At 33.1% G+C, this 26,971-nt stretch carries 23 protein-coding genes and 8 tRNA genes; 28 read left to right on the top strand and 3 right to left on the bottom strand.

Annotated features, from left to right (window positions below; genetic code table 11):
- The first annotated feature begins 49 nt into the window (after nucleotides 1-49).
- From HMPREF1252_RS07175 to HMPREF1252_RS07245, 15 genes are all read left to right on the top strand, one after another.
- Nucleotides 50-126 (top strand) — tRNA-Met (locus HMPREF1252_RS07175).
- A gap of 4 nt (nucleotides 127-130) precedes the next feature.
- A tRNA-Glu gene (locus tag HMPREF1252_RS07180) sits at nucleotides 131-205 on the top strand.
- A gap of 6 nt (nucleotides 206-211) precedes the next feature.
- A tRNA-Val gene (locus tag HMPREF1252_RS07185) sits at nucleotides 212-287 on the top strand.
- Nucleotides 288-293: 6 nt separating this feature from the next.
- A tRNA-Asp gene (locus tag HMPREF1252_RS07190) sits at nucleotides 294-370 on the top strand.
- A 189-nt stretch (nucleotides 371-559) separates the two neighbouring features.
- A tRNA-Thr gene (locus HMPREF1252_RS07195) sits at nucleotides 560-635 on the top strand.
- A gap of 8 nt (nucleotides 636-643) precedes the next feature.
- Nucleotides 644-729: transfer RNA gene (locus HMPREF1252_RS07200), tRNA-Tyr, on the top strand.
- A gap of 23 nt (nucleotides 730-752) precedes the next feature.
- Nucleotides 753-827: transfer RNA gene (locus HMPREF1252_RS07205), tRNA-Gly, on the top strand.
- A gap of 11 nt (nucleotides 828-838) precedes the next feature.
- Nucleotides 839-915, top strand: a tRNA-Arg gene (locus HMPREF1252_RS07210).
- A gap of 175 nt (nucleotides 916-1,090) precedes the next feature.
- Nucleotides 1,091-2,143, top strand: a complete 1,053-nt coding sequence (locus tag HMPREF1252_RS07215) for an inorganic phosphate transporter (RefSeq protein ID WP_023060026.1) — start codon at nucleotides 1,091-1,093, stop codon at nucleotides 2,141-2,143.
- Between the two features lie 3 nt (nucleotides 2,144-2,146).
- Nucleotides 2,147-2,767: a DUF47 domain-containing protein gene (locus HMPREF1252_RS07220; protein WP_008902488.1), complete on the top strand. Its 621-nt coding sequence runs from the start codon at nucleotides 2,147-2,149 to the stop codon at nucleotides 2,765-2,767.
- Between the two features lie 71 nt (nucleotides 2,768-2,838).
- The gene (gene glmU, locus HMPREF1252_RS07225) at nucleotides 2,839-4,224 is read left to right on the top strand and encodes a bifunctional UDP-N-acetylglucosamine diphosphorylase/glucosamine-1-phosphate N-acetyltransferase GlmU (protein ID WP_023060032.1); all 1,386 of its coding nucleotides are present in this window, start codon (nucleotides 2,839-2,841) and stop codon (nucleotides 4,222-4,224) included.
- Nucleotides 4,221-5,177, top strand: a complete 957-nt coding sequence (locus HMPREF1252_RS07230; protein ID WP_008902486.1) for a ribose-phosphate pyrophosphokinase — start codon at nucleotides 4,221-4,223, stop codon at nucleotides 5,175-5,177. The genes glmU and HMPREF1252_RS07230 overlap by 4 nt, the downstream gene beginning before the upstream one ends.
- Complete coding sequence (pth, locus tag HMPREF1252_RS07235; protein ID WP_008902485.1) at nucleotides 5,178-5,750, top strand: aminoacyl-tRNA hydrolase; 573 nt, start codon at nucleotides 5,178-5,180, stop codon at nucleotides 5,748-5,750.
- A gap of 20 nt (nucleotides 5,751-5,770) precedes the next feature.
- Nucleotides 5,771-9,217, top strand: a complete 3,447-nt coding sequence (mfd, locus tag HMPREF1252_RS07240; RefSeq protein ID WP_023060033.1) for a transcription-repair coupling factor — start codon at nucleotides 5,771-5,773, stop codon at nucleotides 9,215-9,217.
- Nucleotides 9,218-9,276: 59 nt separating this feature from the next.
- On the top strand, nucleotides 9,277-10,389 hold the full coding sequence (locus HMPREF1252_RS07245; protein WP_023060038.1) for a peptidylprolyl isomerase: 1,113 nt from the start codon (nucleotides 9,277-9,279) through the stop codon (nucleotides 10,387-10,389).
- Nucleotides 10,390-10,534: 145 nt separating this feature from the next.
- On the opposite strand, the gene HMPREF1252_RS07250 is transcribed toward HMPREF1252_RS07245, so the two are convergent.
- On the bottom strand, nucleotides 10,535-10,999 hold the full coding sequence (locus HMPREF1252_RS07250; protein WP_023060040.1) for a threonine/serine exporter family protein: 465 nt from the start codon (nucleotides 10,997-10,999) through the stop codon (nucleotides 10,535-10,537).
- Nucleotides 10,996-11,769 (bottom strand): threonine/serine exporter ThrE family protein, encoded by a 774-nt coding sequence (locus tag HMPREF1252_RS07255; protein WP_023060031.1) that lies wholly within the window; start codon nucleotides 11,767-11,769, stop codon nucleotides 10,996-10,998. Before HMPREF1252_RS07255 ends, HMPREF1252_RS07250 begins: the two co-directional genes overlap by 4 nt.
- Before the next feature lie 123 nt (nucleotides 11,770-11,892).
- On the opposite strand from HMPREF1252_RS07255, the gene miaB reads away from it, so the two are divergent.
- The 13 genes from miaB (at nucleotide 11,893) to HMPREF1252_RS07320 (ending at nucleotide 25,078) form a co-directional block, all read left to right on the top strand.
- Nucleotides 11,893-13,323: a tRNA (N6-isopentenyl adenosine(37)-C2)-methylthiotransferase MiaB gene (gene miaB, locus HMPREF1252_RS07260; RefSeq protein ID WP_008902480.1), complete on the top strand. Its 1,431-nt coding sequence runs from the start codon at nucleotides 11,893-11,895 to the stop codon at nucleotides 13,321-13,323.
- A gap of 96 nt (nucleotides 13,324-13,419) precedes the next feature.
- Nucleotides 13,420-15,903 (top strand): DNA mismatch repair protein MutS, encoded by a 2,484-nt coding sequence (gene mutS / locus HMPREF1252_RS07265; RefSeq protein ID WP_023060025.1) that lies wholly within the window; start codon nucleotides 13,420-13,422, stop codon nucleotides 15,901-15,903.
- On the top strand, nucleotides 15,896-17,773 hold the full coding sequence (mutL, locus tag HMPREF1252_RS07270) for a DNA mismatch repair endonuclease MutL (RefSeq protein WP_023060023.1): 1,878 nt from the start codon (nucleotides 15,896-15,898) through the stop codon (nucleotides 17,771-17,773). Before mutS ends, mutL begins: the two co-directional genes overlap by 8 nt.
- Nucleotides 17,770-18,684, top strand: coding sequence for a tRNA (adenosine(37)-N6)-dimethylallyltransferase MiaA (gene miaA, locus HMPREF1252_RS07275; RefSeq protein WP_023060019.1), 915 nt, complete (start codon nucleotides 17,770-17,772; stop codon nucleotides 18,682-18,684). The genes mutL and miaA overlap by 4 nt, the downstream gene beginning before the upstream one ends.
- Nucleotides 18,635-19,960 carry a methionine gamma-lyase family protein gene (locus tag HMPREF1252_RS07280; protein ID WP_051338897.1) on the top strand — a complete coding sequence of 442 codons (1,326 nt, stop codon included), beginning with the start codon at nucleotides 18,635-18,637 and terminating at the stop codon, nucleotides 19,958-19,960. The genes miaA and HMPREF1252_RS07280 overlap by 50 nt, the downstream gene beginning before the upstream one ends.
- Entirely contained in the window at nucleotides 19,950-20,468 is a 519-nt protein-coding gene (locus tag HMPREF1252_RS07285) for a nitroreductase family protein (protein ID WP_023060042.1), read from the top strand. Before HMPREF1252_RS07280 ends, HMPREF1252_RS07285 begins: the two co-directional genes overlap by 11 nt.
- Nucleotides 20,465-21,283, top strand: a complete 819-nt coding sequence (locus HMPREF1252_RS07290) for an SAM-dependent methyltransferase (protein WP_023060034.1) — start codon at nucleotides 20,465-20,467, stop codon at nucleotides 21,281-21,283. The genes HMPREF1252_RS07285 and HMPREF1252_RS07290 overlap by 4 nt, the downstream gene beginning before the upstream one ends.
- Before the next feature lie 124 nt (nucleotides 21,284-21,407).
- Nucleotides 21,408-21,686, top strand: coding sequence for an HU family DNA-binding protein (locus HMPREF1252_RS07295; protein ID WP_008902473.1), 279 nt, complete (start codon nucleotides 21,408-21,410; stop codon nucleotides 21,684-21,686).
- Between the two features lie 117 nt (nucleotides 21,687-21,803).
- Nucleotides 21,804-22,004, top strand: coding sequence for a 50S ribosomal protein L31 (gene rpmE / locus HMPREF1252_RS07300; RefSeq protein ID WP_008902472.1), 201 nt, complete (start codon nucleotides 21,804-21,806; stop codon nucleotides 22,002-22,004).
- A gap of 38 nt (nucleotides 22,005-22,042) precedes the next feature.
- Nucleotides 22,043-22,846, top strand: a complete 804-nt coding sequence (prmC, locus tag HMPREF1252_RS07305; RefSeq protein ID WP_023060041.1) for a peptide chain release factor N(5)-glutamine methyltransferase — start codon at nucleotides 22,043-22,045, stop codon at nucleotides 22,844-22,846.
- Nucleotides 22,847-22,850: 4 nt separating this feature from the next.
- Nucleotides 22,851-23,918 (top strand): peptide chain release factor 1, encoded by a 1,068-nt coding sequence (prfA, locus tag HMPREF1252_RS07310; RefSeq protein WP_023060022.1) that lies wholly within the window; start codon nucleotides 22,851-22,853, stop codon nucleotides 23,916-23,918.
- A gap of 103 nt (nucleotides 23,919-24,021) precedes the next feature.
- The gene (locus HMPREF1252_RS07315) at nucleotides 24,022-24,567 is read left to right on the top strand and encodes a rubrerythrin family protein (protein ID WP_023060020.1); all 546 of its coding nucleotides are present in this window, start codon (nucleotides 24,022-24,024) and stop codon (nucleotides 24,565-24,567) included.
- 199 nt (nucleotides 24,568-24,766) lie between these two features.
- A complete protein-coding gene (locus HMPREF1252_RS07320; protein ID WP_008902468.1) occupies nucleotides 24,767-25,078 on the top strand; it encodes a YerC/YecD family TrpR-related protein in 312 nt (103 codons plus the stop codon).
- A gap of 113 nt (nucleotides 25,079-25,191) precedes the next feature.
- On the opposite strand, the gene HMPREF1252_RS07325 is transcribed toward HMPREF1252_RS07320, so the two are convergent.
- Nucleotides 25,192-26,898: an NFACT family protein gene (locus tag HMPREF1252_RS07325; RefSeq protein ID WP_023060036.1), complete on the bottom strand. Its 1,707-nt coding sequence runs from the start codon at nucleotides 26,896-26,898 to the stop codon at nucleotides 25,192-25,194.
- Nucleotides 26,899-26,971 lie beyond the last annotated feature (73 nt).

Here is a 26,971-nt window from a genome sequence, read left to right on the forward strand (position 1 = left end):
AAATCCTGCTCCCGCTACCATTTTTTAATGTGTGTTTATTTTTAAATATGGCGGCGTAGCTCAGTTGGCTAGAGCATGCGGTTCATACCCGCAGTGTCAGGAGTTCAAATCTCTTCGCCGCTACCAATAAGGCCCTGTGGTCAAGCGGTTAAGACACCACCCTTTCACGGTGGTATCCCGGGTTCGATTCCCGGCAGGGTCACCATTATTTGGGCGCATAGCTCAGTTGGGAGAGCACCTGCCTTACAAGCAGGGGGTCATAGGTTCGAGCCCTATTGTGCCCACCAAATATTGGCCTGGTAGTTCAGTTGGTTAGAATGCCAGCCTGTCACGCTGGAGGTCGTCGGTTCGAGCCCGATCCAGGTCGCCAATTTTAAATTTTAATAGGGCTTGCTGGTGTAGCTTCTTGACCTAACAGAAATCTTTGATTTCGTCGTAGGTCAAATGTCTCGGCGTTTCAAATTCGAAGAATTTGTCAGCAAGAGACCAATTAGTATCGAACGAAGTTCGATTAAAAGAGGATTAAATAAAATATTAAAGATATATAAATAAAAGGCTTGCTGGTGTAGCTCAATTGGTAGAGCAACTGACTTGTAATCAGTAGGTTGGGGGTTCAAGTCCTCTCACCAGCTCCAAAAGATATGGAGGAGTACCCAAGTTGGCCAAAGGGGACGGACTGTAAATCCGTTAGCTTCGCTTTCAGTGGTTCAAATCCACTCTCCTCCACCAAAAATTTCATATATATAATTTATGCGGATGTGGCTCAGTGGTAGAGCATCGCCTTGCCAAGGCGAGGGTCGCGAGTTCGAATCTCGTCATCCGCTCCATTTTTTTATTTGCGTCATTAGCTCAGCTGGATAGAGCGTCTGACTACGGATCAGAAGGCCAGGGGTTCGAATCCTCTATGACGCGCCAGACTTTCTACTAGGAGGTCTTTTTTTATTGTGAAATTTAAAAAACTTATTAAAAGCATAAAATAATATTATTTATTTTATGCTTTTTTACTTGCAATGTAAAAAGCTTGTTTTTTTACTTCTTTTTTATATGGTATAATTAAATAAAATATATAATTTTTATATAAGGTGGAAAGATGAATTTAAGTTTTTCAGAATTTTTAGGAGAAATTGCTAATTCTCCTGCTATTTTAACTATTACAATTCTACTTATAATAATGTTTATTCTTAATGGTTTTACAGATAGTCCAAACACAATTGTAACTACTGTATCTAACCGTTCTTTAAACGTAGATTTAGCTATTATAGTTTCTTCAATTATGAATTTTTTTGGAGTGCTTTCTGTTGGTATTTTTATTCCGAAAGTAGCAATTACAATTTTAAATTTAGTAGATTTTGCTGGAAATAATACTTTTGTTTTTATTTCTATTTTTTCTGTTTTTTTATCCATAGTTTCTTGGATTTACATTTCTTGGAAACTCGGATATCCAACTTCGGAATCCCATTGTATAATCGGAGCTTTAATCGGAAGTTTTATTGGACTTACAAAATCTTTTGATGGTATAAATTTCAGAGCATTAATTATGATTTTAATTGGATTTATTGCTGTTATGATTTTAAGTTTTTTACTTGGATATCTTATCGTAAGTATTATTAAAATAGTATTTAAAAATCACGATAGGACCAAGGTTAAGAAGCCTTTTAACATTGCAAACATCTTAAGTTCTATGGCTCTTAGCTTTATGCATGGTGCCCATAATGGTCAAAAGCTCGTAGGTCTTTTCTTGGTTGTATTTATTACTCTTAATGAAGGATACAAGATAGATGGTGCTTATCCTATTTGGATAACTTTGATTCTTGCAATTGCTATGGGAGTTGGAACTTCCATTGGTGGCAAGAAGATTATTAAATCTGTGGGAATGCACCTTGTGAACCTTGAAAATTATGAAGGATTTTCTGCTGATTTAAGTTCTTTTATAGTTTTACTTATAGCAACTTTAATAGGTCTTCCAATAAGCACGACACATTCTGTAACTTGTTCTGTTATGGGTGTTGGCGCTTCAAAGAGACTTAGCAGCATAAATTGGAAGTTTGGAATGAGGATGGCTCTTGTTTGGATACTTACTCTACCAGCTACCGTATTTCTTGGATATATTTTTAGTAAATTTATATTTTTATTTGTAAGGTGAGTTATGAAAAAGAAAAATTTTGATTATTTTGATAGTTTTAAAAAGATGATTGAAGGCACTATGGCGGCATCGAGACTTCTAGATGAAATTATAAGTAATTATAAGGCGAGCGATCTATTTTTAAATATGAATTCTATGCATGAGATTGAACATTCAAACGATGAAATCATTCATATTACAATAAATAATCTTATTAAAGAGTTTGTACCTCCAATTGAAAGACAAGATATTTCATTACTTATTGAAACTCTTGACGATCCTACCGACTCAATAGAAGATGTGCTTCTTGCTCTATACATGCTAAATGTAGATGTAATTAGACCTTTTGCTCTAGAGATGTCAAAACTTATTGTATCTGCAGTGGATATGCTCTATGAAGTAATTATAGAGTTTAATTCTAAAAGCAATAGTACATCATTAAAAGAAAAAGTTATTGAAGTAAATAGAATCGAGGAAGAAGGAGATAAGATTTATCTAAATGCCATGAGAGATCTATATGTAAAAGAAGATAATGCAAAGACTCTTATTATTTGGACAAGAATTTTAGATAGACTTGAAATGTGTATTGACGACATTGAAAAGTGTGCAAACCTTATTGAATCAATAGCTCTTAAGAACTTTTAGAATAGAGATGGAGTTTATACTTGTTATAAATTCTGTGTAAAGGTATAATAAAAAAGGTTAGAGGTGACAAATTGAAAGTTGCGATTATTTTATGCGCCGGAGAAGGAACTAGGATGAAATCAAATCTTCCTAAGGTTCTTCACAAAGTTTCTGGCGAAGCACTATCAAGTCATGTTATCGACTCCTGTAGAGATGCGGGTATTGATAAAATCGTACTTGTATGTGGCTATAAAAAAGAAAAAGTAATTGAATATTATAAAGATGAAAATGTTCTTTTTGCAATCCAAGAAATAGGACCAAATGCGCCTTATGGAACTGGATTTGCAGTTATGTGTGCAGATGAATTTTATAAAGATGATGATACTGTCATCGTCTTAAATGGTGATGCGCCACTAATTACAAAAGAAACTATAGAAGAATTCTTGGATTTTCACGAAAAAAACTCCTACGTTTCAACTGTTTTAACTGCTAAGGTAAAAGATCCATACGGCTACGGTAGAATAGTAAGAAATGAATCTCTATCTGTTGAGAGAATCGTTGAAGAAAAGGATGCTACTGAATTAGAAAAGAAAATCCATGAAATCAATTCTGGTATTTTTGCCTTTAGCGGAAAGGTACTAAGAGATTACTTAAAGAAATTAGATACTAATAATGCTCAAGGGGAGCTTTACTTAACCGATATTCTAGGAAAACTTACTGAAGACAATGTCCCTGTTGGAGCATATATTGCCAAGGATTCAAATGAAATCATGGGAGCAAACTCAAGGCTAGAACTTGAAGAGCTTGAAAGATTATTTAATCGTAGAAATATTGTAAAACTTATGGAAAATGGAGTAAGTTTTATAAATATGGATCAGGTTGTGGTTGAAAAAAATGTCGAAATTGGAGAAGATTCGGTAATTTATCCGGGAGTTGTTCTTCAAGGAAATACTAAAATAGGAAAAAATGTTCTGATTTATGGAAATTCTAGAATAGATAATTCCATAATAGGAAATGATGTTAAGATAGATAGTTCTACCATTGAGGATTCCGAAGTTGGAGATGAAACAACTATTGGACCTAATGCACATCTAAGACCTAAATCCAAGATAGGAAAAAAGGTGAAGCTAGGAAACTTCGTTGAAGTTAAAAATTCTACTTTAGGTGATGGCACAAAGGCGTCTCATCTTGCCTATATAGGTGATGCAGATGTTGGTTCTAATGTAAACATCGGTTGTGGAGTTATCTTTGTAAACTACGATGGTAAGAATAAATTTAGATCCGTAGTTCATGACCATGGATTTGTAGGGTCTAATTCAAATATTGTGGCGCCGGTTGAAATAGAAGAATATGGATATGTTGCTGCTGGTTCTACGATTACAAAAAATGTTAGTAAGTTTCAACTTTCTATAGAAAGATCAAATCAAAAAAATATTGACGATTGGGTAAAAAGAAAAGGTTTAGGAGGAGAAAAATGAATTTAGAAAACGGAGATATTCAAATTTTCACAGGTAATTCTAACAAAGCTTTAGTAGCTAAAATTTGTGAAAGTCTAGGAGTAAAACAAGGAGACTGTGTAGTTAACAAGTTTTCAGATGGAGAAATCCAAATCGACATCAACGAAACTGTAAGAGGAAAAGATGTTTACATCATTCAATCTACATCAAATCCTGTAAACGACAACTTGATGGAAGTTTTAATCTTGGTAGATGCTCTTAAACGTGCATCAGCTGGAAGAATAAACGTAGTTATGCCTTACTATGGATATGCAAGACAAGATAGAAAGACCAAGGCTAGAGAACCAATTACATCTAAACTAGTTGCAGACCTACTTGAAGTAGCTGGAGCTCAAAGAATTGTAACCATGGATTTACACGCAGGTCAAATCCAAGGATATTTCAATGTTCCAGTGGATCATTTAACAGCTATTCCATATCTTTCAGAATATTTCAAAGATATAGTAAATGAAGATCCAGGTAATTTTGTAGTAGTTTCTCCTGACCTAGGTGGAGTTACTAGAGCAAGAAAATTTGCAAATAGACTAAACTTACCAATCGCTATTATTGAAAAGAGAAGACCTAAACCAAATGTTTCAGAAGTTATGAATATCATCGGAGACATAGATGGCAAGAACTGTATACTTATCGATGACATCATAGATACTGCTGGAACTATTTGTAAAGCAGCAGAAGCACTTAGAAAAAATGGTGCTAAGAAAGTATACGGCTGTGCAAGCCACGGAGTACTTTCTGGGGAAGCATTTAATAGACTTGAAAATTCTATAATGGAAAAGTTTGTAATTTCAAATACAATAGAAGTTCCAGAAGAAAAACTTGGAAAAGTTCTTGAAGTTGTAAATGTTGCTCCTATTTTCGCTTCAGCTATTAGAAGAATAAATGGAAATAAATCTGTTTCCGAAATGTTTGACTAAATGTTTGTAATAGTTGGACTGGGAAATCCTGGTTCAAAGTATGAACTCACAAGACATAATATAGGGTTTTTAACTATTGATAGACTTGCTAAGAGAGAAGGGGCAAGAGTCGATAGGATTAAGTTTAAATCTCTAATCGGAGAGATTAATATAAATGGAGAGAAGGTCATACTCGTGAAACCGCAGACATTTATGAATCTTTCTGGAGAAGCAGTTAGAGAAGTGATGAATTTCTACAAGGTGGATCTTAAAAATCTGTTGGTGGTAGTAGATGATATTGATATAACACCATTTACTCTTAGACTTAAAAAGAGCGGAAGTGCTGGATCTCATAATGGAATGAAGTCCATAATTTATAATTTAAACGATGACAAATTTCCTAGACTAAAGGTGGGAGTCGGTAATAACGAAAGAAAGATTGACCTTGCAAACTATGTTTTAAGTGGGTTTGAAAAGAAGGATCAGGAAAAATTAGAAAATATAATCGACGCATCCTGTGATGCAATTTTAGATTTTATAAAACATGGTGCCGATTATGTAATGAATAATTATAATAATAAGCTGTCTGAATGACAGCTTTTTTGTGGTGAAGCATGGATTTAGTAAAAGATATTTTTAAAAATTTAAAAGTATATAAGGACGCCTTAAATTACATCGATAGGGATAATTCTGCTGGACTATTTGGATGGTCTGAGGGAGCAACTGGAGCTTTTGTATATACAATCTCTGAAGATTTTAATAATACAATTGTCATTTGTAAAGATGAGACCAGGTGTAAAAAGGTTACTGAAGATTTAAAATCTTTAGGTAAAAAGGCGTGGTTCTATCCGGCAAAGGATCTATTCTTTTATGAAAGAGAATATAAAACTGAGGACAATCTGAAGGAAAGATTACAAGCTAGATATAGCATTTATAGAGGCGATAAACCTATAATTGTGACTACTTTTAGGGCAATTAGGGATAAGATTTTAAATTCAAAAATATTTACGGAAAATATTAGAAAAATTGAATTTGGAATGGATATTGATCTGGATGAATTTGTAAACTATCTTTTAAAGATTGGATACGAAAGAACTATACAGACTGAAACACTGGGAGAGTTTTCAATAAGAGGTGGAATCATCGATATCTATTCGCCAAACGGAGCCTTTAGAATTGAACTTTTCGACACAGAAGTTGATTCCATAAGAAAGTTTGACATAGAAAGCCAAAGATCTCTAGAAAATTTGGATGAATGTGAGATTGTCCCTGTAAAAGAACTTATCTTAGATGAAGATGAATTTTTAAAAATAAAAAATAAGATTGAAAATAAAATTAAAAAGACCAAGGATAAGACTGCTAAGGAAAGGTTAGAAGAAAAATTTGGACCTTATCTCGATGCTTTAGAAAGTTTTACTCTACCGAAAAATATAGACTTAATCCTTCCGTTTATAGATGAAAAATATTTATCTTCTATTGTAGATTATATGGAAGATTCACTATTTGTACTAGAAGATCCTAGGTTCATCATAGATGGTGAAAACGACAAGGAAGAAATATTCTTAGAAAATCTAGCAGATCTTATGTCTAGAGGTGAAATTACAGAATCGTTTGACGAAGTTAGATATAAAATTGAAAGCACCATTTCAAAAATAAATAAAGAAAAAGTTTTATCATTAAATACACTTTTAAATCCAACTAGAGAATTCTATCCAAAGATGTCGCTAAACATAAATATGAAGTCTGTTGTAAACTATCTTGGTAGAATAAAAGTATTTGTCGAGGATTTAAAAACATATCTTTACAAAGGTTACAAAGTTCTTATCATGTCTGGTTCTGAAAAAAAAGCAAAGAGGCTTATAAGTACTCTAAATGACAACGAGATAGCCGCAAATTTTTCAGAGGACAGGAACATGGAAATATTATCTTCGATGGTTGTGGTGACTACTGGGACCTTAAACGAAGGGTTTGAGATAAGAGAGAATAAAACTCTCGTTCTAAATCATGGAGAAATATTAAATCAACCTCAGAAGAAAAATAAAAAGAAGAAAAAAGAAAACACAATAGTTTTAAAAGATTTAAAAATCGGTGACTATGTGGTTCATGAAATTCACGGAATCGGTGTCTACAATGGAACTAAGACCATGGATATCCAAGGAATAAGACGTGATTATCTAGAATTATCTTACCAAGGCGATGACAGACTATTCTTGCCAGTTGAAAATCTGGATGTCATTCATAAATTTGTCGGCAACGAAGGAATAAAACCTAAAGTAAATAAACTTAGTTCAAAGGATTGGCAAAAGCAAAAGTCCAAGGCGAAAAAAGCTGTGGAAGAGATGGCGAAGTACCTCATTGAGCTATATGCAAAGAGAGCTAATGCAAAGGGATTTGCCTTTAGCGAAGATACTCCTTGGCAAGGTGAATTTGAAGATGCATTTATTTATGAAGAAACCGAAGGGCAACTAAATGCTATTAAAGAAATCAAAGAGGATATGGAAAGTCCAACGCCAATGGATAGACTTCTCTGTGCAGACGTAGGATATGGCAAGACTGAAGTAGCAATAAGGGCGGCATTTAAAGCGGTAATGGATGGTAAACAGGTAGCAGTATTGGTGCCAACGACCATACTTGCTCAACAACATTACAATACATTTGTGGAAAGATTTAAGGATTTTCCTGTATCCATTTCTGTCTTTAGCAGATTCAGAACAAAAAAAGAAATTGACAAAGATATTGATGATTTAAAAAAAGGTTTTATAGATATAGCCATTGGAACCCACAGACTTTTATCCAAAGATGTTAAGTTTAAGGATCTTGGGCTAATAATTGTGGATGAAGAGCAGAGATTTGGAGTAAGGCACAAGGAAACTCTAAAACTTTTAAAAGAATCTGTAGACTCACTTACTTTAACTGCAACACCAATTCCAAGGACTTTACAAATGAGTATGATAGGAATAAGGGATATGTCTGTTATAGAAGAACCACCAGAAGAGAGATTTCCGATACAGACCTATGTCACAGAGGAAAATGACATGCTCATAAGAGAAGCCATTCTAAAAGAAATTGAAAGAGGTGGACAGGTTTACTACGTTTCAAATAGAGTAAGCAATATGGAAGAGATCCTATTAAAACTAAAAAAATTAGTGCCGGAAGCTACATTTGGAATTGCAAATGGACAGATGAGTGAAAGAGTGTTGGAAGATACTATGCTTTCATTTATAAACCAAGAAATAGATGTGCTTATCTGTTCTACAATTATTGAAACTGGAATGGACGTGCCAAATGCCAATACTATGATTGTAACAGAATCAAACAGACTTGGTCTTTCACAGCTCTACCAACTTAGAGGTAGAATAGGAAGGTCAAATAGGCTCGCCTATGTCTACTTTACCTATAGAAAAAATACTGAAATAAGTGAAATTGCTTCTAAGAGATTAAAATCTATTAAGGAATTTACAGAATTTGGTTCAGGTTACAAGATTGCCATGAGAGATTTGGAAATTAGAGGCTCTGGATCTATCTTAGGAGAGAAACAACACGGTCATATTGAATCAATAGGATATGATCTCTATATAAAATATCTAAAAGATGCGGTTAAGGAATTAAAAGGGGAAGAGGTAAAAGAAGAAGTAGATACGGTTGTAGATTTAAAAGTAGATTCATATATTCCAAAGGGTTATATAGAAGACGAAGAGACAGTGCTTGAAATATATAAAAAGATTGCAACTATAGAAAATCTAGATGACTACAGAGATCTTGTGGATGAGTTAGTAGATAGATTTTCAGATATTCCAAAGAATGTCATAAACCTTATGGACATATCTTATATGAGACAGATGGCAAAGAAATCAAATATAGTTTCGATCATAGAAAGAAATGGAATCTACACAATAAGTTTTCTAAAAGGAAACCTAAATCCAACCCTATTAAACGAGATAAAATACACTATACCTCAGTCAAATGTGGATTTAAAGAGAGGAATAATTTCCATAAAAGGGCTAAAAGATCCATTAAATAACTTAAAGAAGCTAATTTCCGTCATTTATTCACATAGATAACACTGACTTTGCAATAAAAGTGTAGTATAATAAATAATTATTAAAGAGAGGATGTTATTATGAATTTTAAAAAAATAGCTAAAGTACTTTCACTAGGTTTAGTACTTACCACAACACTTACAGCTTGTGGAAATAAACCTGGAGTAGCAGCAACAGTAAATGGAGTAGATATTCCAGTTGAAACATTCAACGAAGAATATGCAGCACAAAGAAACTCAATAGTTTTAACTTCTGGAGAAGATTATCTAAAAGAAAAACTTGGAAAAGAAGATATGACTATCGACCAAGGAATCAGAGAATTTGTACTAAACAACTTAGTTCAAATGGAACTTGTAAGACAAGATGCTGAAAAGAAAGATATCAAAGTCGATGAAAAGAAAGTTGATGAACAAATAAATGCTATTATTGAACAATCTGGTTCAAAAGAAAAATTTGAAGAACAACTTAAAGAACAAGGAATCACTGAAAAATTCTTTAGAGATTATTTAGCTAAACAAGAATTAGTTAAAGAATATCAAGACCACCTAAAAGAAGAACTTAAAATATCTGAAGAAGATGCAAAAGCTATCTACGAAAAAGATAAAGATAAGTACTTTGTGGCAGACGCTGATCACATTCTAGTGGAAACAGAAGATGAAGCTAAAAGCATCAAAAAAGAAATTGAAGAAGGAAAAGACTTCAATGAACTTGCAAAAGAAAAATCAAAAGATCCAACTGCAAAAGACAACGGTGGTAAACTTGGAGAATTCTCAACAGGTCAAATGGTAAAAGAATTTGAAGATGCAGTAGTTAAAATGAAAGAAGGAGAAATTTCTGATCCAGTTAAGACTCAATTCGGATACCATCTAATCAAACTAAACAGTTTAAGACACAAAGAATTTGACGAAGTTAAAGATCAAATCATTGAAACTGGAACTTCAGAAAAACTTACTGAATACCTAAACAAGCTTGAAAAAGATGCAAAGGTTAAGAAGTATATAAATCCTAAGAAGGATTATGAACTACCAGAAGAATTAAAGGTTAAAGTACCTGGAAAAGAAGCTGACGATAAAAACACAGAAGGTTCAAAAAACGAAACTAAAAACAACAAGAACCAAGGTACAGAAAATAAAACTAACAACCAAAAAAATCAAAACAACACAAACAACAAAGACAATAAAAATCAAAAATAAATAAAAATAATGCTGGGTTTTAACTCAGCATTTTTTATATTAAACGAAGAATTATAACTTAAACGAAGAATAAAATTAAATACACAAAAAAATAAGGCGGATTTTGAATTCATATCAAATCCGCCTTTTATAATATTTTTTAAAATTAATCTATATTATTTTCTTTTTTTAATTTTCTATTTTTAGAGTGAAACTTATATAGTCTTGCGAATGTTGAACTTGCGACGATTCCAATTGCAAGTGAAATAATTAGATAGATGGTTTGCATAGTAGCTATCTTCATATTGACAGTATCACCATTAATTGCGTAGTACATAGAATAGAAGATCCCTGCTCCTGGCACAAGTGGTAGAAGTGCAGGCAAAATATACATAGTCGCAGCGTGTTTAAAAACAATAGCTGCAATTTCTGAGCTAATCCCTATAAACATAGACGCTAAAAATCCTGCGAAGAGATAAGAGTCATTATAAGGTAGAACTAGTTTAAAAATCACCCATGATAATCCTCCGATGATTCCACCAAGAACCATTGTATCTCTAGGAGTATTAAAAAAGTATGTAAAAGCAAAGACTGCGAACATGCTTATGAAAAATTCTATTAATAGTTTCATAGTCCCACCACCTTTAAAACAATACCTACTCCAGCAGCAATTGAAAATGCTTGGAATAGAGCCTTAGTAACACCGATAATACCACTCATATATTGGTTTGAAAATATATCCCGAGCAGCGTTTGTAATAGGAAATCCTGGCACCAGGATCATAATAGCTCCTATAACTGTGTAGTCTACATTATTTCCAAAACCAATCTTATTTAAAAATACAGCGATTAGAGCTGATAAGAATGCACCAATGAAGTTCTCTATAAAAAACGTAAGTGAATACTGAGACAAACTATAGATTACATTTGAGACTGTAAATCCAGCAATGGCTGCTGCAAAAAAATCTCTGAAGTCACCACCGAATAGAAGTGCAAAGAACGCACAGGCAAAGGCCGCAGCAATGGTGATCTGCTTTCGCGATGCTGGTTTTCTATTAAAAATTTCTTGAGCACGGTTAAGCGCTTCATCTAAAGATAAATCAGTATTTACAAAATCCCTTAATAGAGTGTTGCAATCCTCAACAGGCTTCATATTATAAGTCTCAAGAGATATTTTTCTAAACATGGTGTAGTCCTTGCCTCTGTATTCGCAACTTACAAAGACACCTGTAGGGTAGCAGTAAGAGTCAGCTTGAGTAATCTCTGGAATTGCACGAAGTACTTTTTCTGAAGCATCTTCAGCTCTAAAGATTTCTGCTCCGTTTTTGACCATAATCATAGAAACCGTAAGGGCGAGGTCTGTTGCTTTTTTTAAATCTTCTTTTGTCTCTATATTTTTCATAAGCTCCTCCTAAATCAATTATACAACAAATATAGTTTTTTCTAAAAGGTTAAATCGGCGAAAAGTCAATTACTTTACTATTTTCTTAACCTTGTGTAAAATAGATATGTATTAGAATTGAGGATGATTATGGATAAAAATATAAATTTAGATTTAACAGAATATGATTACGATTTTTGGAATGTAGTCAATGAAATAAAACAATTAAATAGAGAATTTTTTGAAAAAAATGGTCGCAAAAGGACCGCTTATATAGAAACTTTTGGTTGCCAAATGAATGAGCACGACTCTGAAAAAATAGATTGGCTCCTAAGACAGATGGATTTTTATATGTCTGATAGAAATTCAGATTTATACATTATAAATACCTGTTCCATCAGAAAAAACGCAGAGGATAAAGTATATGGAAGGCTCGGCGAACTAAAGGGCAAGAAGAGAGAAAATGAAAATCTTCTTGTGGCAGTTTGCGGCTGCATGATGCAGAGAAAAGAATCCAGAGACATTGTTCTTGAAAAATTTCCAAATGTAGATATGATTTTTGGAACGAATAATATTTATAAATTTCCAAAACTTTTACTTGAAAGACTTGAAAATGGAGTTAGAGCGGTTGATATTGAAGAGAATTATTCCAATGAAGACAATTTGCTCGGTGCAAACAGGATGTATTCTTTCAAATCTTTTGTAAATATAATGTATGGATGCAACAATTTCTGCACCTACTGCATAGTACCTTACACTAGAGGCCGTGAAAAGAGTAGACGACCAATGGATATAGTAAATGAAATTAAGGGTCTTGCGTCCCATGGTGTTAAGGAAGTAACCCTTCTTGGGCAGAATGTAAACTCCTATGGAAAGAGCCTTTCAAACAATGTAAGCTTCGTGGATCTTTTGAAAATGGTAAATGAAATAGATGGAATAGAGAGAATAAGATTTATGACCTCTCATCCACGAGATTTTTCAAAAGAGCTTGCCTACGCTTATAGAGATTTAGATAAGCTTAAAAACTTCTTACATCTTCCTGTGCAAGCTGGATCTTCAAAAGTTCTTCGTGATATGAATAGACATTATACAAAAGAAGAATATATTAGAAAGATTGATATGGTAAAAGAAATAGTTCCTGAAATTGCACTTTCCACAGATCTTATGGTTGGATTTCCAACGGAGACAGAAGAGGATTTCAAAGATACTTTAGATCTATGTAAGTATGTTGAATATGACACATCATTTACATTTATTTACTCCATGAGAGAAGGTACCAAGGCATATGAAATGGATCAGGTGCCAGAAGAAATTAAGCACGATAGGTTCAATAGACTTTTGGATTTAATATATCCTATACAACTTAAGAAGAATGAAAATGAAATTGGAAAAGTAAGGAAGGTTCTAGTAGAATCTACTTCAAAATCCGATGAAAATAAATTAAGCGGAAGAACAGATGAATTTAAACTTGTAAACTTCGATGGACCAAAAGATTTAATAGGAAAGATCGTAGATGTAAATATAACTGATGCAAACACATTTTCTTTGAAAGGTGATTTAGTTGAGAAACGTTGATTTAGAAAAAGTAACTCCTATGATGAGGCAGTATCTAGAAACTAAAAAAATTATGAAGATGCCATTCTATTCTATAGACTCGGCGATTTTTATGAGATGTTTTTTGACGATGCAATCACAGCTTCAAAGGAATTAGACCTTGCCTTAACTGGAAGGGGTGGAGGTTTGGATGACAAGATTCCAATGTGTGGAATCCCTCACCATGTTTTTAAAAATTATCTTTCAAAATTAATCGACAAGGGATACAAGGTTGCAATCTGTGACCAGGTAGAAGATCCAAAACTTGCAAAGGGAATCGTGAAGAGAGAAGTTACAAAAGTTGTAACCCCGGGAACATTCACTGACACAGACTATATTGAAGCAGGCTCAAACAACTTTATGATGAGCCTCTATGTTAGGGATAAATCTGTTTCAATAACATATGTGGACTATTCTACCGGGATGCTTTTAAGCACCAGCAAAGTATTTTTAAATGAAGGATCAAGAGATGAGTACATCGACCTTATAGTATCTAAAATTTCTCCTAAAGAAGTGGTTATAAATTCTGATGCGGAAAGATATTTCGATAAATCTGTCTTAAAAAATTATATAAACGAAAAAAATATCGAAGAGATCAAGAATAAAGAATACTTAAAGCATCTTTCAAGCGAACTAAAAGATGAACTTTTAAATAGCAAGTACAGGGAAAATATTTCTCTAGAAATGCTACTTAACTATCTTTCAAATGTGTCTAAGACTAAACTAAATCACATAGTTAAAATCGCAGATATAAATCTAGAACAGAAGATGATTCTCGATGAAAATTCCATGAGAAATTTAGAGATTCTAAAGGGACTTAACTCAAATAGAAAATCTGGATCACTTTTAGAAGTGCTAGATTATACGAAGACTTCCATGGGTCAAAGACTTTTAAGAAGATGGATAGAAGAGCCACTTTTAAATGTAGATGATATAAAGAAGAGACAGGACTATGTTGAGGAATTTAAATCTGATTTTATACTTCTTGATGATGTGAGAAGTATCCTTTCGTCAATTATGGACATAGAAAGACAGATGGTTAAGATTTCTGACAACGAAATAAATCCAAATGAATTTAATGCCCTTAAAGGCAGTTTAGAATCTGTTATGGAACTTAAGTCCTATCTTGAAGGAAGTAATTTCAAAAACCTAAACGAAATTTCTTATGAATTAAAACCTCTTTACAATATCATAGAAGAGATTGACTCCATGATAGTTGAAGACGCTCCTGTTAAGACTGTGGACGTTAAATTTATAAAAGATGGTTACAATGAAGAGCTAGACGAACTATTTAGACTTTCAAAGGATGGCAAGAAGTTCCTCATAGATTTGGAAGCGAAAGAAAAAGAAGAAACTGGAATAAAAAATCTAAAGATAAAGTACAATAAAATTCTAGGATACTTCATAGAAGTGACGAAATCTGCTTTAGATATGGTTCCAGAAAGATATATTAGAAAACAAACACTGGTTGGTTCGGAGAGATTTTTCACCATAGAGCTAAAAGAGATGGAATCAAAGATTCTAAACGCTCATGATGAAGCTAATAGTCTTCAGCTGAAACTCTATGACAACTTAATAGAAAACTTTAAAAAATACACAAGCCTACTTCTAGAAGCTTCTGAAATAGTTTCTAGGATAGATGTGCTCCAAGGGCTTGCAAAATCTGCCATCGAAAATAGATTTATAAGACCAGAACTAAACGAAGATAAAACTATCATAATAAAAGACGGAAGACATCCAATCGTAGAATTTAAAAATAGGGATGACTCATTTATTCCAAACGACACCATTTTAGATATGGATAAGAATCTTATACACATCATAACTGGACCGAATATGGCTGGTAAGTCCACCTACATGAGACAGATTGCCCTTATAGTAATAATGGCACAGATAGGAAGTTTTGTTCCGGCGAAATCATGTAATATCGGAATTGTAGATAGAATATTCACAAGAATTGGAGCATCGGACAATCTTTCTAAAGGCGAATCCACATTTATGGTTGAGATGAAGGAAGTTGCAAATATTTTAAAGAACGCAACTGACAAATCTCTAATAATCTTGGACGAAGTGGGAAGAGGTACATCTACCTTTGATGGCATGAGCATCGCATGGTCAATAGTTGAATATATAAGCGAAAATATCGGAGCAAAGACTGTGTTTGCGACCCATTACCACGAACTATCAAAGATAGAAGAAACCTATAAAAATGTTTCGAACTTAAATATAAAAGTTAAAAAAGACGGTGAAGAAATAATCTTTTTAAGAAAGATTGTGGAAGGTTGGACCGATAATTCATACGGCATTGACGTTGCAAAGCTTGCAGGAATAGATGAAAAAGTTACGAAGAGGGCAGAAGAGATCCTAAAATCACTAGAAAAAACCAAAGATCTAAATGTAAAAGTGAAAAAAGATGTGGTTTTTGAAAAATCTCTATTCGACGTTAAAAGGGATAATTTTATAGACGACTTAAAGAAACTAGATCCAGACTCTCTAACTCCAAGGGAAGCTCTTGATTTGGTTTATGAAATAAAGAAAAAATCCGGTGAATTAAATGATTAATATTTTAGATGAATATACGGTTTCAAAGATTGCTGCAGGAGAAATAATCGAAAATCCAGCTTCAATCATAAAGGAACTGCTTGAAAATTCCATAGATGCGGGGGCGAAGAATATAACCGTAGAAGTTAAGGATGGGGCTGCAAACTATCTTAGAGTTTCAGACGATGGTTCTGGAATTGAAAAAGATGATTTGAAGTATGCCTTTCTTCGTCATGCCACTTCAAAACTTAAAACTTCTGAGGATCTATTTAACATTCACTCATTAGGATTTAGGGGAGAGGCACTGGCTTCTATTTCAAACGTTTCAAAACTCACCTGTATTACTAAGACAAAATCGGATTTAACAGCGACGGTGGTTGAAGTTGAGAATGGAGAGATAAAAAGCGAAAAAAATATCGCATCCAACGAAGGGACTACATTTATAATTAGAGATGTTTTCTACAATACACCGGTTAGAAAAAAATATTTAAAGAGTGAGAATTTAGAGTTTTCATATATCTTTGATGTAGTTGAAAAACTATCTTTGTCTAGATCAGATGTATCATTTACTTTAGTAAGGGATGGAAAAGTTGTAGTATCAAGTATTGCCAATGAAAATTTAAAAAATCATATCCATTCAGTTCTCGGTTCAGATATCACGAGAAACTTGGTAGAAATAGAACATGAGGAAGAAGGATACAAGGTTAAAGGTTTTATCTCAAACAATATGCTCTACAGATCCACGAGAAATCATGAGTATTTATTTGTAAATGGAAGGTTTGTGAAGAACTTGGAAATCGCTAGAGCAATTGAAAAGAGCTACAAATCTCTAATTCCACTAAACAGATTTCCAGTGTACCTACTATATATTGAGATAGATCCAAAACTTGTGGATGTAAATATCCATCCAAAGAAACATGAGATTAAACTTTCCAACGAAAATAGATTGATTGAAATCTTGGATATGCTTGTAAGAGAAAAGTTATATAAGAACACATCCATCTTCAAAGTAAATTTTGAAGAAAAAGAAGAAAAGAGCATCTTCGAAGAGTTTGAAAGTATCGATGATAATTCTAATGAAAGTTCAGAAGAAGATACCTGGTTCAATAGACCGACAGAGAAGACCAATACATCAAATGAATTTATAAAGGTAATCGACGGAATAGATTTTTCACATGAAGATGATTCTTTAGAAGTTGAGGATGAGAAAAGAGAAAAACAAACTGACTCTCTTTCAAATAATATTACTAAATATGAAAATATATCCTTCAATGTGGCGGATAAATCAGATGAATACCTAGTAGAGAAACCACAAATTTTAAAAGATCTTTTAAATTCTACCTACAAGGGAAGCCTTTTTAAGACCTACCTAATATTTGAATCCTACGAAGATAAATTCTACATCGTGGACCAACACGCAGCCCATGAGAGAATAAACTACGAAAAATTTAAGAGAGAATTTGAAGAAAAAAGCATCGAGAGACAAGTGCTTCTAAGTCCACTTTTAGTTGAGGTTACTTCAGAGGAGAGAAAGGTGCTTCTAGAAAATACAGAAAATTTAAAGAATTTAGGATTTTATTTTGAAGAGTTTGGAGAAAAATCATTTCTTCTAAGGGAGATTCCTATTATTTTTGGAAAACCTTCAGGACTTGGTTTTATCCACGAGCTTCTTTCTGACTCATATGACAATCTCTACAAAGTAGATCCATACAAAATCATGACCAAAGCATGTAAGGCATCTGTAAAGGCGGGAGATAGTCTAAGTATAGAAGAGATAAAAGAGCTCATAAAACTTTTGTCAAACTGTGACAATCCGCTTACTTGTCCACATGGCAGACCGACCATATTAGAACTTAAAAATTATGATTTAGAAAGGCTGTTTTTAAGATGAAAGAGAATTTAATGATTATTCTTGGACCGACAGGAATCGGAAAGACATCACTTTCAATAGAAATAGCTAAAAAATATAACGGTGAAATAATTGGTGCAGACTCCATGCAAATCTACAAGGGATTTGACATAGGAACAGGAAAAGTAACAGAAGAAGAGATGGAAGGGATACCTCACCATTTAATAGATTTTCTAGATCCAAAAGCCGAGTTCTCGGTGGAAGAGTTTAGGACTCTTGCAAGAAAAAAGATAAGCGAAATAAATAAAGAAGGCAAGCTTCCGATAATGGTAGGAGGTACAGGTCTCTATATAAACTCAATTGTCTATGATTTTTCCATGCAAAAGATAGAAAAAGACGAAGAATATAGAAAGTACTTGGATAGTTATATCGATGAGCATGGTTTGGAAAGTCTGTACGCGAAAATGTTGGAGCTGGACCCAAAACTTGAAGACAATATCCATCCAAACAATCGTCATAGAATCATAAGAGCCATGGAAATTCTAAACTCTGGAGAAAAAAAAGAGACAGAAGATTTTAGAAGAGAAAATACTGATTACAATCTCTATATGTTAGGACTTAATACGGACCGGGAAGTTCTCTATGACAGAATAAATAGAAGAGTTGACATGATGATGGAAGAAGGATTTTTAAATGAAGTCAAAAGTCTCTATGAAAAGGAAATTGATGAACACTTCCAATCTATGAAGGCAATCGGATATAGGGAAATGCTTATGTACCTTGAAGGAAAAGTGGATCTTGAATTTGCGGTAGATAAGATGAAACAATTTTCGAGAAACTATGCAAAGAGACAGCTCACTTGGTTTAGAAGAGACGAAAGAATCAGATGGTTCGATCCATTAAATGAAGATAGAAAGGAAATTTTCGAAGAAATTGAAAGAAAGTTTTTTTAATTTAATAAATGAAAGTTACGGGGTCAGCAGAGAAATCTATGACTTTGTACAGATTAGAGAATCCGAAGTATTTAAGGAAATGGAATATTTAAAAGAAATAAAAGAATATAACCAACTTAAAATACTAAAAGCGATGCAAAATAATAATCTTTGTGCCACAGATTTTAACTGGACAACAGGATATGGATATGGAGATATAGGAAGAGATAAGGTCGAAGCCATCTACACAGATGTATTTAAAGCACAGTCCACATTGGTAAGACCAAATATTGTAAGTGGAACCCATGCGATTTCACTGGCTCTATTATCAAATTTAAAAGCGGGAGATCATCTACTATACATCACTGGAAAGCCTTACGATACACTTCTAAAAGTAATAGGAGTTACAGGAGAAGAACCAGGATCTATGAAGGATATAGGAATCGAATTTTCCTACGCTGAACTTGAAAATGGAGTGGTAGGCTTCGAAAACGTCAAGGAAAAGTTCCAAGACAACACAAAGATTGTAGCTATTCAAAGATCTACTGGATACTCTGACAGAAGAGCGCTAACTATAGATGAAATAGAAGACGCAATAAATATAGTAAGAAAGATAAATAAAGACGTAATAATCTTTATAGATAACTGCTACGGAGAGTTCACAGATTACAAAGAACCACTAGAAGTTGGAGCAGATTTAATGGCTGGCTCACTAATAAAAAATCCTGGAGGAGGACTTGCTTTTTCTGGAGGATATGTGGCTGGAAGAGAAGACTTGGTAGAAAGATGTGCCAATAGACTTACAGCGCCAGGGATAGGAAGAGAATGTGGTCTAACCTTTGGGATGACAAGGCAGATCCTTCAAGGATTATTTATCGCTCCAAAGGTAGTATATGATGCACTACTAGGTGCCAATTTAGTTTCAAAATGTTTTGAGAAGATGGGCTTTAACTCTATTCCAAAATCTACAGATAAACGCTCAGACATAGTAACTGCAATAGAACTTAAAGATAGAAAACTCGTAGAAATATTTTGCGAAGCTGTCCAAGATTCAAGTCCGGTTGATTCACAGTTCACACCAGTTGCTTGGGATATGCCAGGGTATGAAGATCAAGTAATCATGGCTGCAGGAGACTTCATAGAAGGTTCATCCATTGAACTGAGTGCAGATGGTCCGATGAGAGAGCCATACTACGTGTACTTTCAAGGCGGACTTACCTATGACCATGTGAAGATTGCAGTTTTAAATATTTTAAATAAGATTAGAGAAAGTGGAGAGTTTGATTATGAATTTTGAAGAAGTAATAAAAAGTAGGTACTCCCTTAGACAGTTTGATGAAACTAGGGAAGTTGAAGATGTTGTACTTAAAGAAATTTTAGATATGGCGATAAACGCTCCATCTGCATGTAACTCCATGCCATATAAAATAACCGTAGCTACAAAAGAAAAAGCAAAACTCATAGCTAGTCAAAGAAAGATGGCAATGAATAAATTTGCAGAGAAAGCAAAAGTTATATTTATAATCGAAGAAGATAGCTATAATCTTACTGCAAAAGCAGGAAATAAAATAACAGATATAGATTTTCGCTCAATAGATATAGGAATAATGACACAAAATATCTGTCTTGCCGCAAAGTCGAAAGGACTTGGAACTTGTATACTAGGAATGTTCGATGAGAAGAGTATCCAGAAAATCATAGGAACAAAATCTCCAATCAGACTTTTAATTGCTATGGGTTACCCAGAAAAAGACAGAGAACCAGCTAAGAAGAAATCAGTTGAGGAAGTATTTAGAATAATATGATTAATATAATTGGTTTAGGAGCAGGATCCTATGAAGAACTGACATTAGAAGCTTGTAGAACTTTAAAAAATGGAAACAGAAACTTCACAAGGACAAAGGAAACAGAAGCGATAAAATATTTTGAAATGGAAAATATCCCATACGCTTCATTTGATGACTACTACGAAGATGCAGAGAGTTTTGACGAAGTATATAAGAAAATAGTAAGTACACTTTTAGAAGAAGAAAAGTCCGGGGATATTAATTATTCTGTACCAGGACATCCACTTGTTGCGGAAAGAACAGTGAGAATGCTAATAGAATCTGGAGTAGAGTATAAGATAATAAGCGGACTTAGTTTTATAGAACCGACCTTAAATATTGTAAAAAAAGATATTTCAGAAGGATTTATTCTATTAGACGCTCTTGAAATAAGCGATTTAATGATAGATCCAAAGAAACATGTAATAATAACACAGGTCTACAACGAAAGAATTCTATCAGATATGAAACTTTTGCTTTCTTCAATTTATGGAGATGAATATGAAGTCTACTTGGTAGTGGACGCTGGACTTGAAAGTGAAAGTGGAAAGAAATTAAAGATAGAAGATTTGGACAGAGGTCACTTTTTAAATCATAGAACATGTCTATTTATTCCAAAATCAGATATAAAAACTATTCTAGATTTGGAAAAAATTTTAAAAGAAGTAGAAGTTGATGAAAGTTTAGAAGAAATTTCCGATGAATTTATAACCATTTGGAACAAGATTCGGGTGGGAAATAGGTATGGTTATTGGGAAATGAGTGAGATATTTGATAAAATCTCAAAAAAATAGCCATTTATTATAGTTTTTCGCATAAAACTATTGGAAAAATAGAGAAACTATTGTATAATTACAGATATACAGATGATTATCATCAATTTAAAAAATTGAAATTTTCATTAATTAGGAGGATGTAATGAATAAAGCAGAATTAATTGCAAATATTGCAGAAAAAAGTAATTTAACAAAAAAAGATGCAGAAATGGCTCTTAACGGTTTCCTTACAACTGTTCAAGACGCACTTGCAAGCGGAGAAAAAGTACAACTTGTAGGATTTGGAACTTTCGAAGTTAGAGAAAGAAAAGCAAGAGAAGGAAGAAACCCAAGAAATCCTGAAGAAGTTATTAAAATTCCTGCTTCAAAAGCACCTGTATTCAGATCAGGAAAAGCACTTAAAGAAGCTGTTAATAAATAAGTTTTTTTAGCTGTATCAGTGATACAGCTATTTTAATGATTTACTTATAAGTAAAAAGCTTGTTAAACAAAAGAAATTTTGTTATAATATTTTAATGGAGAATAGGAGGTAGAAAACATGAAACAAGGAATTCACCCAGAATATAAAGAAGCAACTGTAACCTGCGCTTGTGGAAATACCTTTAAAACTGGTTCTGTTAAAGAAGATTTAAAGGTTGAAGTTTGCTCAGAGTGTCATCCATTCTACACTGGAAAACAAAAGTTTACTGACCATGGCGGACGTATTGAAAAATTCAACAAGAAATTCGGAAGAAAATAAGTTTAAGGGGAGGTTTTTTAACTTCCCTTTTTTAAATTATGAAATTAAAAGATATACAGAAAATATTAGTAGATGGTTTAGAAAATATAGAGTTTACAGATCCATTTATAGAATCTAGGAGAATTTTAATGGAGGTGCTCGATGTTTCTATGACCTACCTAATTTTAAATGAAGAACAAGAATTAAATAAAGAAAAAGAAGAAGAGATCATAGATATTTTAAATAGAAGAAAGAATGGAGAACCACTACAGTATATACTAGGTCATAGTGAATTTTATGGTCTAGATATTCTTCTAAAGGGCAAGGTACTTATTCCAAGACCAGATACTGAAGTATCTTTAGAAAATATTCTAAAGAGACTAAAACCTGGGGACAGATTTTTAGAATTAGGAGTAGGATCTGGCGCGGTTATATGTAGTGTTGCAAAGAATAGTAATGCTAAATGTTTTGGAGTAGATATTTCAGAAGATGCTCTAGAATGTACTAGGCTAAATATAGAAAACTTAAACTTAAAAAATGTAGAAGTTAAATATTCGGATTTATTTGAAAATGTAGAAGGAAAATACGATATAATCTATTCAAACCCTCCATATATAAAGTCTCATGAGATTTTAAATTTACAGGTTGAGATTACAGACTATGAACCAAGGCTTGCACTTGATGGTGGAGAAGATGGACTTGATTTCTATAAAAAGATTATTTCAGAATATAGAGATTATTTGAATGAAGGCGGATATTTAATATTTGAAATAGGCCATGATCAAGGAGAGTTCTTTGAAAAATTAGGGGCTGAAATCATAAAAGATTTAAATGGACTTCCAAGAGTAGTAATAATGAGGTGATAAAATGTTTGAGAATATACAAGTATTTGAAGATCGCTATGTAGAACTTGAAAAAGACTTGATAAATGTAGAGGTTATAAATAACTCTGCACTATACCAAAAAACGGCAATAGAACACGCAGAACTAGAGCCTATTGTACACAAGTATAGAGAATATAAAAAACTAGAAGAAGATTTAAGTGGAAACAAAGAGCTTCTCGCAGAAGATCTTGACGACGATATGCTTCAACTGGTAAAAGATGATATAAAAAACATAGAACAAGAATTAGAAAAAGTAACGGAAGAATTAAAGAGACTTTTAGTTCCAAAAGATCCTAATGACAACAAAAACGTAATAGTTGAGATTAGAGCTGGAGCAGGTGGAGATGAAGCTGCACTATTTGCAGGAGTACTTCTAAGACAGTACCTAATGTATGCAGAAAAATGCGGATTCAAAACAGATATCATGAGCACCAATGAAATTGGAATAGGCGGTTACAAAGAAGTGGTATTTATGATAGAAGGTAAGGGAGCCTACTCTAAATTAAAATATGAATCAGGAGTGCACAGAGTTCAAAGGGTTCCTGAAACAGAAAGTTCTGGTAGAATCCATACTAGTACCGCAACGGTTGCAGTTCTACCGGAAGCAGAAGATGTAGAAATTGAAATAGACCCATCTGATATTAGAGTCGATGTATTTAGATCTTCTGGTAATGGTGGACAATCTGTAAACACAACTGACTCAGCTGTTAGAATCACACACTTACCAACTGGAATTGTAATTTCTTGCCAAGATGAAAAGTCACAGCTTAAAAATAAAGAAAAAGCTATGAAGATTCTAAAGACAAAACTTTATGACTTGGAACTTCAAAAACAAGCTCAAGAACTTAGTGCAGAGAAGAGAAGTCAAATTGGTAGTGGAGATAGATCAGAAAGAATAAGGACCTACAACTATCCACAAGGTAGGGTTACAGACCATAGAATCGGACTTACTTCCCATAGAATAGATGCCATAAACAATGGTGATTTAGATGAAATAATAGATGCACTAACTCAATATTATGAAGCTAAAAAAATTGAAAATATGGATTAAGAGTAGGATTTGGTAAGCCCATTATTACTATAGAATCTTGAATAAAATCTCCTAATATAGTATTATATACAAGTAAAGGTATAAAATTTTAGGAGGTATTACTATGAACGCAATGACAAGTGAAAACTTAAGATCAGCATTTGGTGGAGAATCTCAAGCACATATGAGATATAGAATTTGGGGAGACGAAGCTGAAAAACAAGGATTCCCAAATGTAAAGAGATTATTTGATGCTACATCAGAAGCTGAAGCAGTTCACGCAACACTACACTTCAAAGCTCTAAAAGATGTAAAGGGTGATTTCTCAGTTACATCAGGAGCAGGATTTGGACTTGGAACTACATCAGAAAATCTTCAAGCAGCAGCAGATGGAGAAAGATTTGAATTTACTCAAATGTATCCAGCATATATTGCAGTTGCTGAATTCCAAGAAGAAAAAGAAGCTGTACGTGCAATGAGATTTGCAGTTGAAGCTGAAAAAGTTCACGAAGAAAGATATCTAGAAGCTAAGAAAGATGTAGATGCAGGACATGACTTAAAAGCAGAAAATATTCTACTTTGCCCAGTATGTGGATATATCACATTCGATGCAAATGAAGAATCTTGCCCAATCTGTCATACAAAATCTTCAAAGTTCGTAGCTTACTAATTATTTTAAAAGATATATTGAAACTCTTTCCTAAAGGAAGGAGTTTTTTTATGCGGTAAAATATTAATAGTATAATTCACAAATTTTTCACACATTAAAGTACATTGTATGTTAAAATGTTAGAAAGAAAAGATAGTATTACATATTGACTTTAACGTGTAAAACTGTTAGTATAAAACTTACAAAAAGGAGGATTTAAATGTATAGCTCTAAAATTAAGAACGAACAAACAGACGGATTTTTTGAAGCGGTTCTTCAATTAAAAAATATGGAAGAATGTTACAGATTCTTCGAAGATATTTGTACAGTTAAAGAAATTCAAGCAATTGCACAAAGACTTGAAGTAGTTAAATTACTTGTACAAAACAAAACTTACCATGAAATAGAAGAAGAAACAGGTGCTTCAACAGCTACAATATCTAGAATAAATAGATCACTTAACTATGGTTCTGACGGATATAAACTAGTTCTTGAAAGAATAGGAATAAAATTCGACAGCAAGAAAAAATAATAATTAATAATAGCGGTTAGTCCGCTATTTTTTATTTACTACATTATAAAATTAGAATTAATAATAAATTTTAAATATAAAAATGCTACGAAAAATTCGTAGCATTAATTTATTTAATCATTTTTTATATTGATGGTCTTAAAGTCTGTATATACAGCAAGACCTAGCACCTTTTGAGGGTGTCTCTTTACATTTATTTTTTCCGTGTAATCAACTGCTATATTTGAAGAATATCTCACTGAGGAGTACTTAGCTGCAAGTGTAGCAGCGTATTCAATTACACTTTCAGAGAACTTTCTACCATCATTTTTAATAATTACATGGGATCCTGGTGCGTCCTTTACGTGGAACCAAAGATCATTTCTTCCTGCAGATTTAAATGTAAGATTGTCGTTTTGTCTGCTATTTTTGCCGACAAAGATTGTAAAACCATCTTCTGTTTTAAACTCAAGGGGCTTAGAAAGTTTTACCTTTTTCTTATTCTTCTTTTTTATAAATCCAAAATTTCTAAGTTCATCTTGTATTTCTTCGATGTCTTCCTTTTTTTCAGCAATTTCTAAATAAGATTTTGCAGAATTTAAATATAAGAGTTTATTTTTTGTGTTTTCAATTTCTGGTTTTAAAACCTCTTCACGAACCTTCATCTTTTGATAAGTTTTGTAGAATTTTCTTGCGTTCTCTTGGGCGGATAGTCTTGCGTCTAGGGGAATAGTGATTGGATTCATGTTGTCAAAGAAATTTTCTAGTGTAACTTCCTTTTCTCCCTTTTCAATTCTATAAGAATTTGAAGAGATAAGGTCGCCGTAAACTTTATACTTCTCACGATTTTTAGAATCTTCCTGTTCAATTATAAGTTTTTCCAATTTCTTTTCCAGCTTAGAAATATTGTGATCTACCACTTTTAGTACATCGGATCCAATGTTTTTAAGATTTATATCCTTTGATTTTTCAAAATAAAATTTATCTATTGCAGAGGAAATACTCGGCAATTCCTCTAAATTAGAACTATTGTAGTAGCTTGGTTTAAAAGAAGTAAAGTCGATTAGTTTTCTCTCGCTATTATAAATTAAATAAGCCTTGTCAGTATGATCTAAATCAGAAAAAAACTTAGCTATTTTATCTCCGTTAGACTCATTTAGTCCAAGCCCACTAAGAGGTATATCCTCATCAATAGATAGTCTCTCTGCAAGCTCTCTCGCTGTTGTGTTACTAATTCCGGTGAAGAGATTTACAAAAGTATTCTTAATGGATTTTCCCTTTGGTGCTTCATCTAAAATTTTTATAAAATCTTCTGAGTTTAAATCGAGAGGATTTATTTTATCTGAAATTACTTCAAAATTGTATTCTAAACCAGGAAGCACAGAACGGACGCGAGAAATATGCGGTCCAATTCTCTTTATAGAATCTATAATCTTTCCATCTTCAGTAAGTATTATATTTGAATGTCTGCCCATGATTTCTAGATTTAGTCTTTTTATTACCAAATCTCCAAGTTCAGATCTGCTTTCTATATCTATAAATAGGATTCTGTCCATCTTGTGTTGAGAAATATCTTTTATTACTCCACTTTGTAGATGTTTTCTAAGAAGCATACAAAAGGAAGGTGGCATCTGTGGATTTTCATAATCAATTTCTGTCAAATTTATTCTTGGAAATGTGGCATTGGTTGATATGAAGAGTCTGTATTTTTCGCCCATTCCTCTCATCTGTATAATTATATCCGTATCGTTTGTTTGGTATATTTTTTCTATTTTTAATCCGAGAATTTTGTCTCTCAGTTCATTTTTTAAAGCTAGCATGGTAGATCCATCGTAAGCCATAAAATCACCTCATAAAAATTATATCAAGAAGAAAGGTATTTACCAAATTATTTTCGATTCATAATTAATAGTT

It is taken from the genome of Peptoniphilus sp. BV3AC2 (genome assembly GCF_000478945.1).
Lineage (GTDB): Bacteria > Bacillota > Clostridia > Tissierellales > Peptoniphilaceae > Peptoniphilus_B > Peptoniphilus_B duerdenii.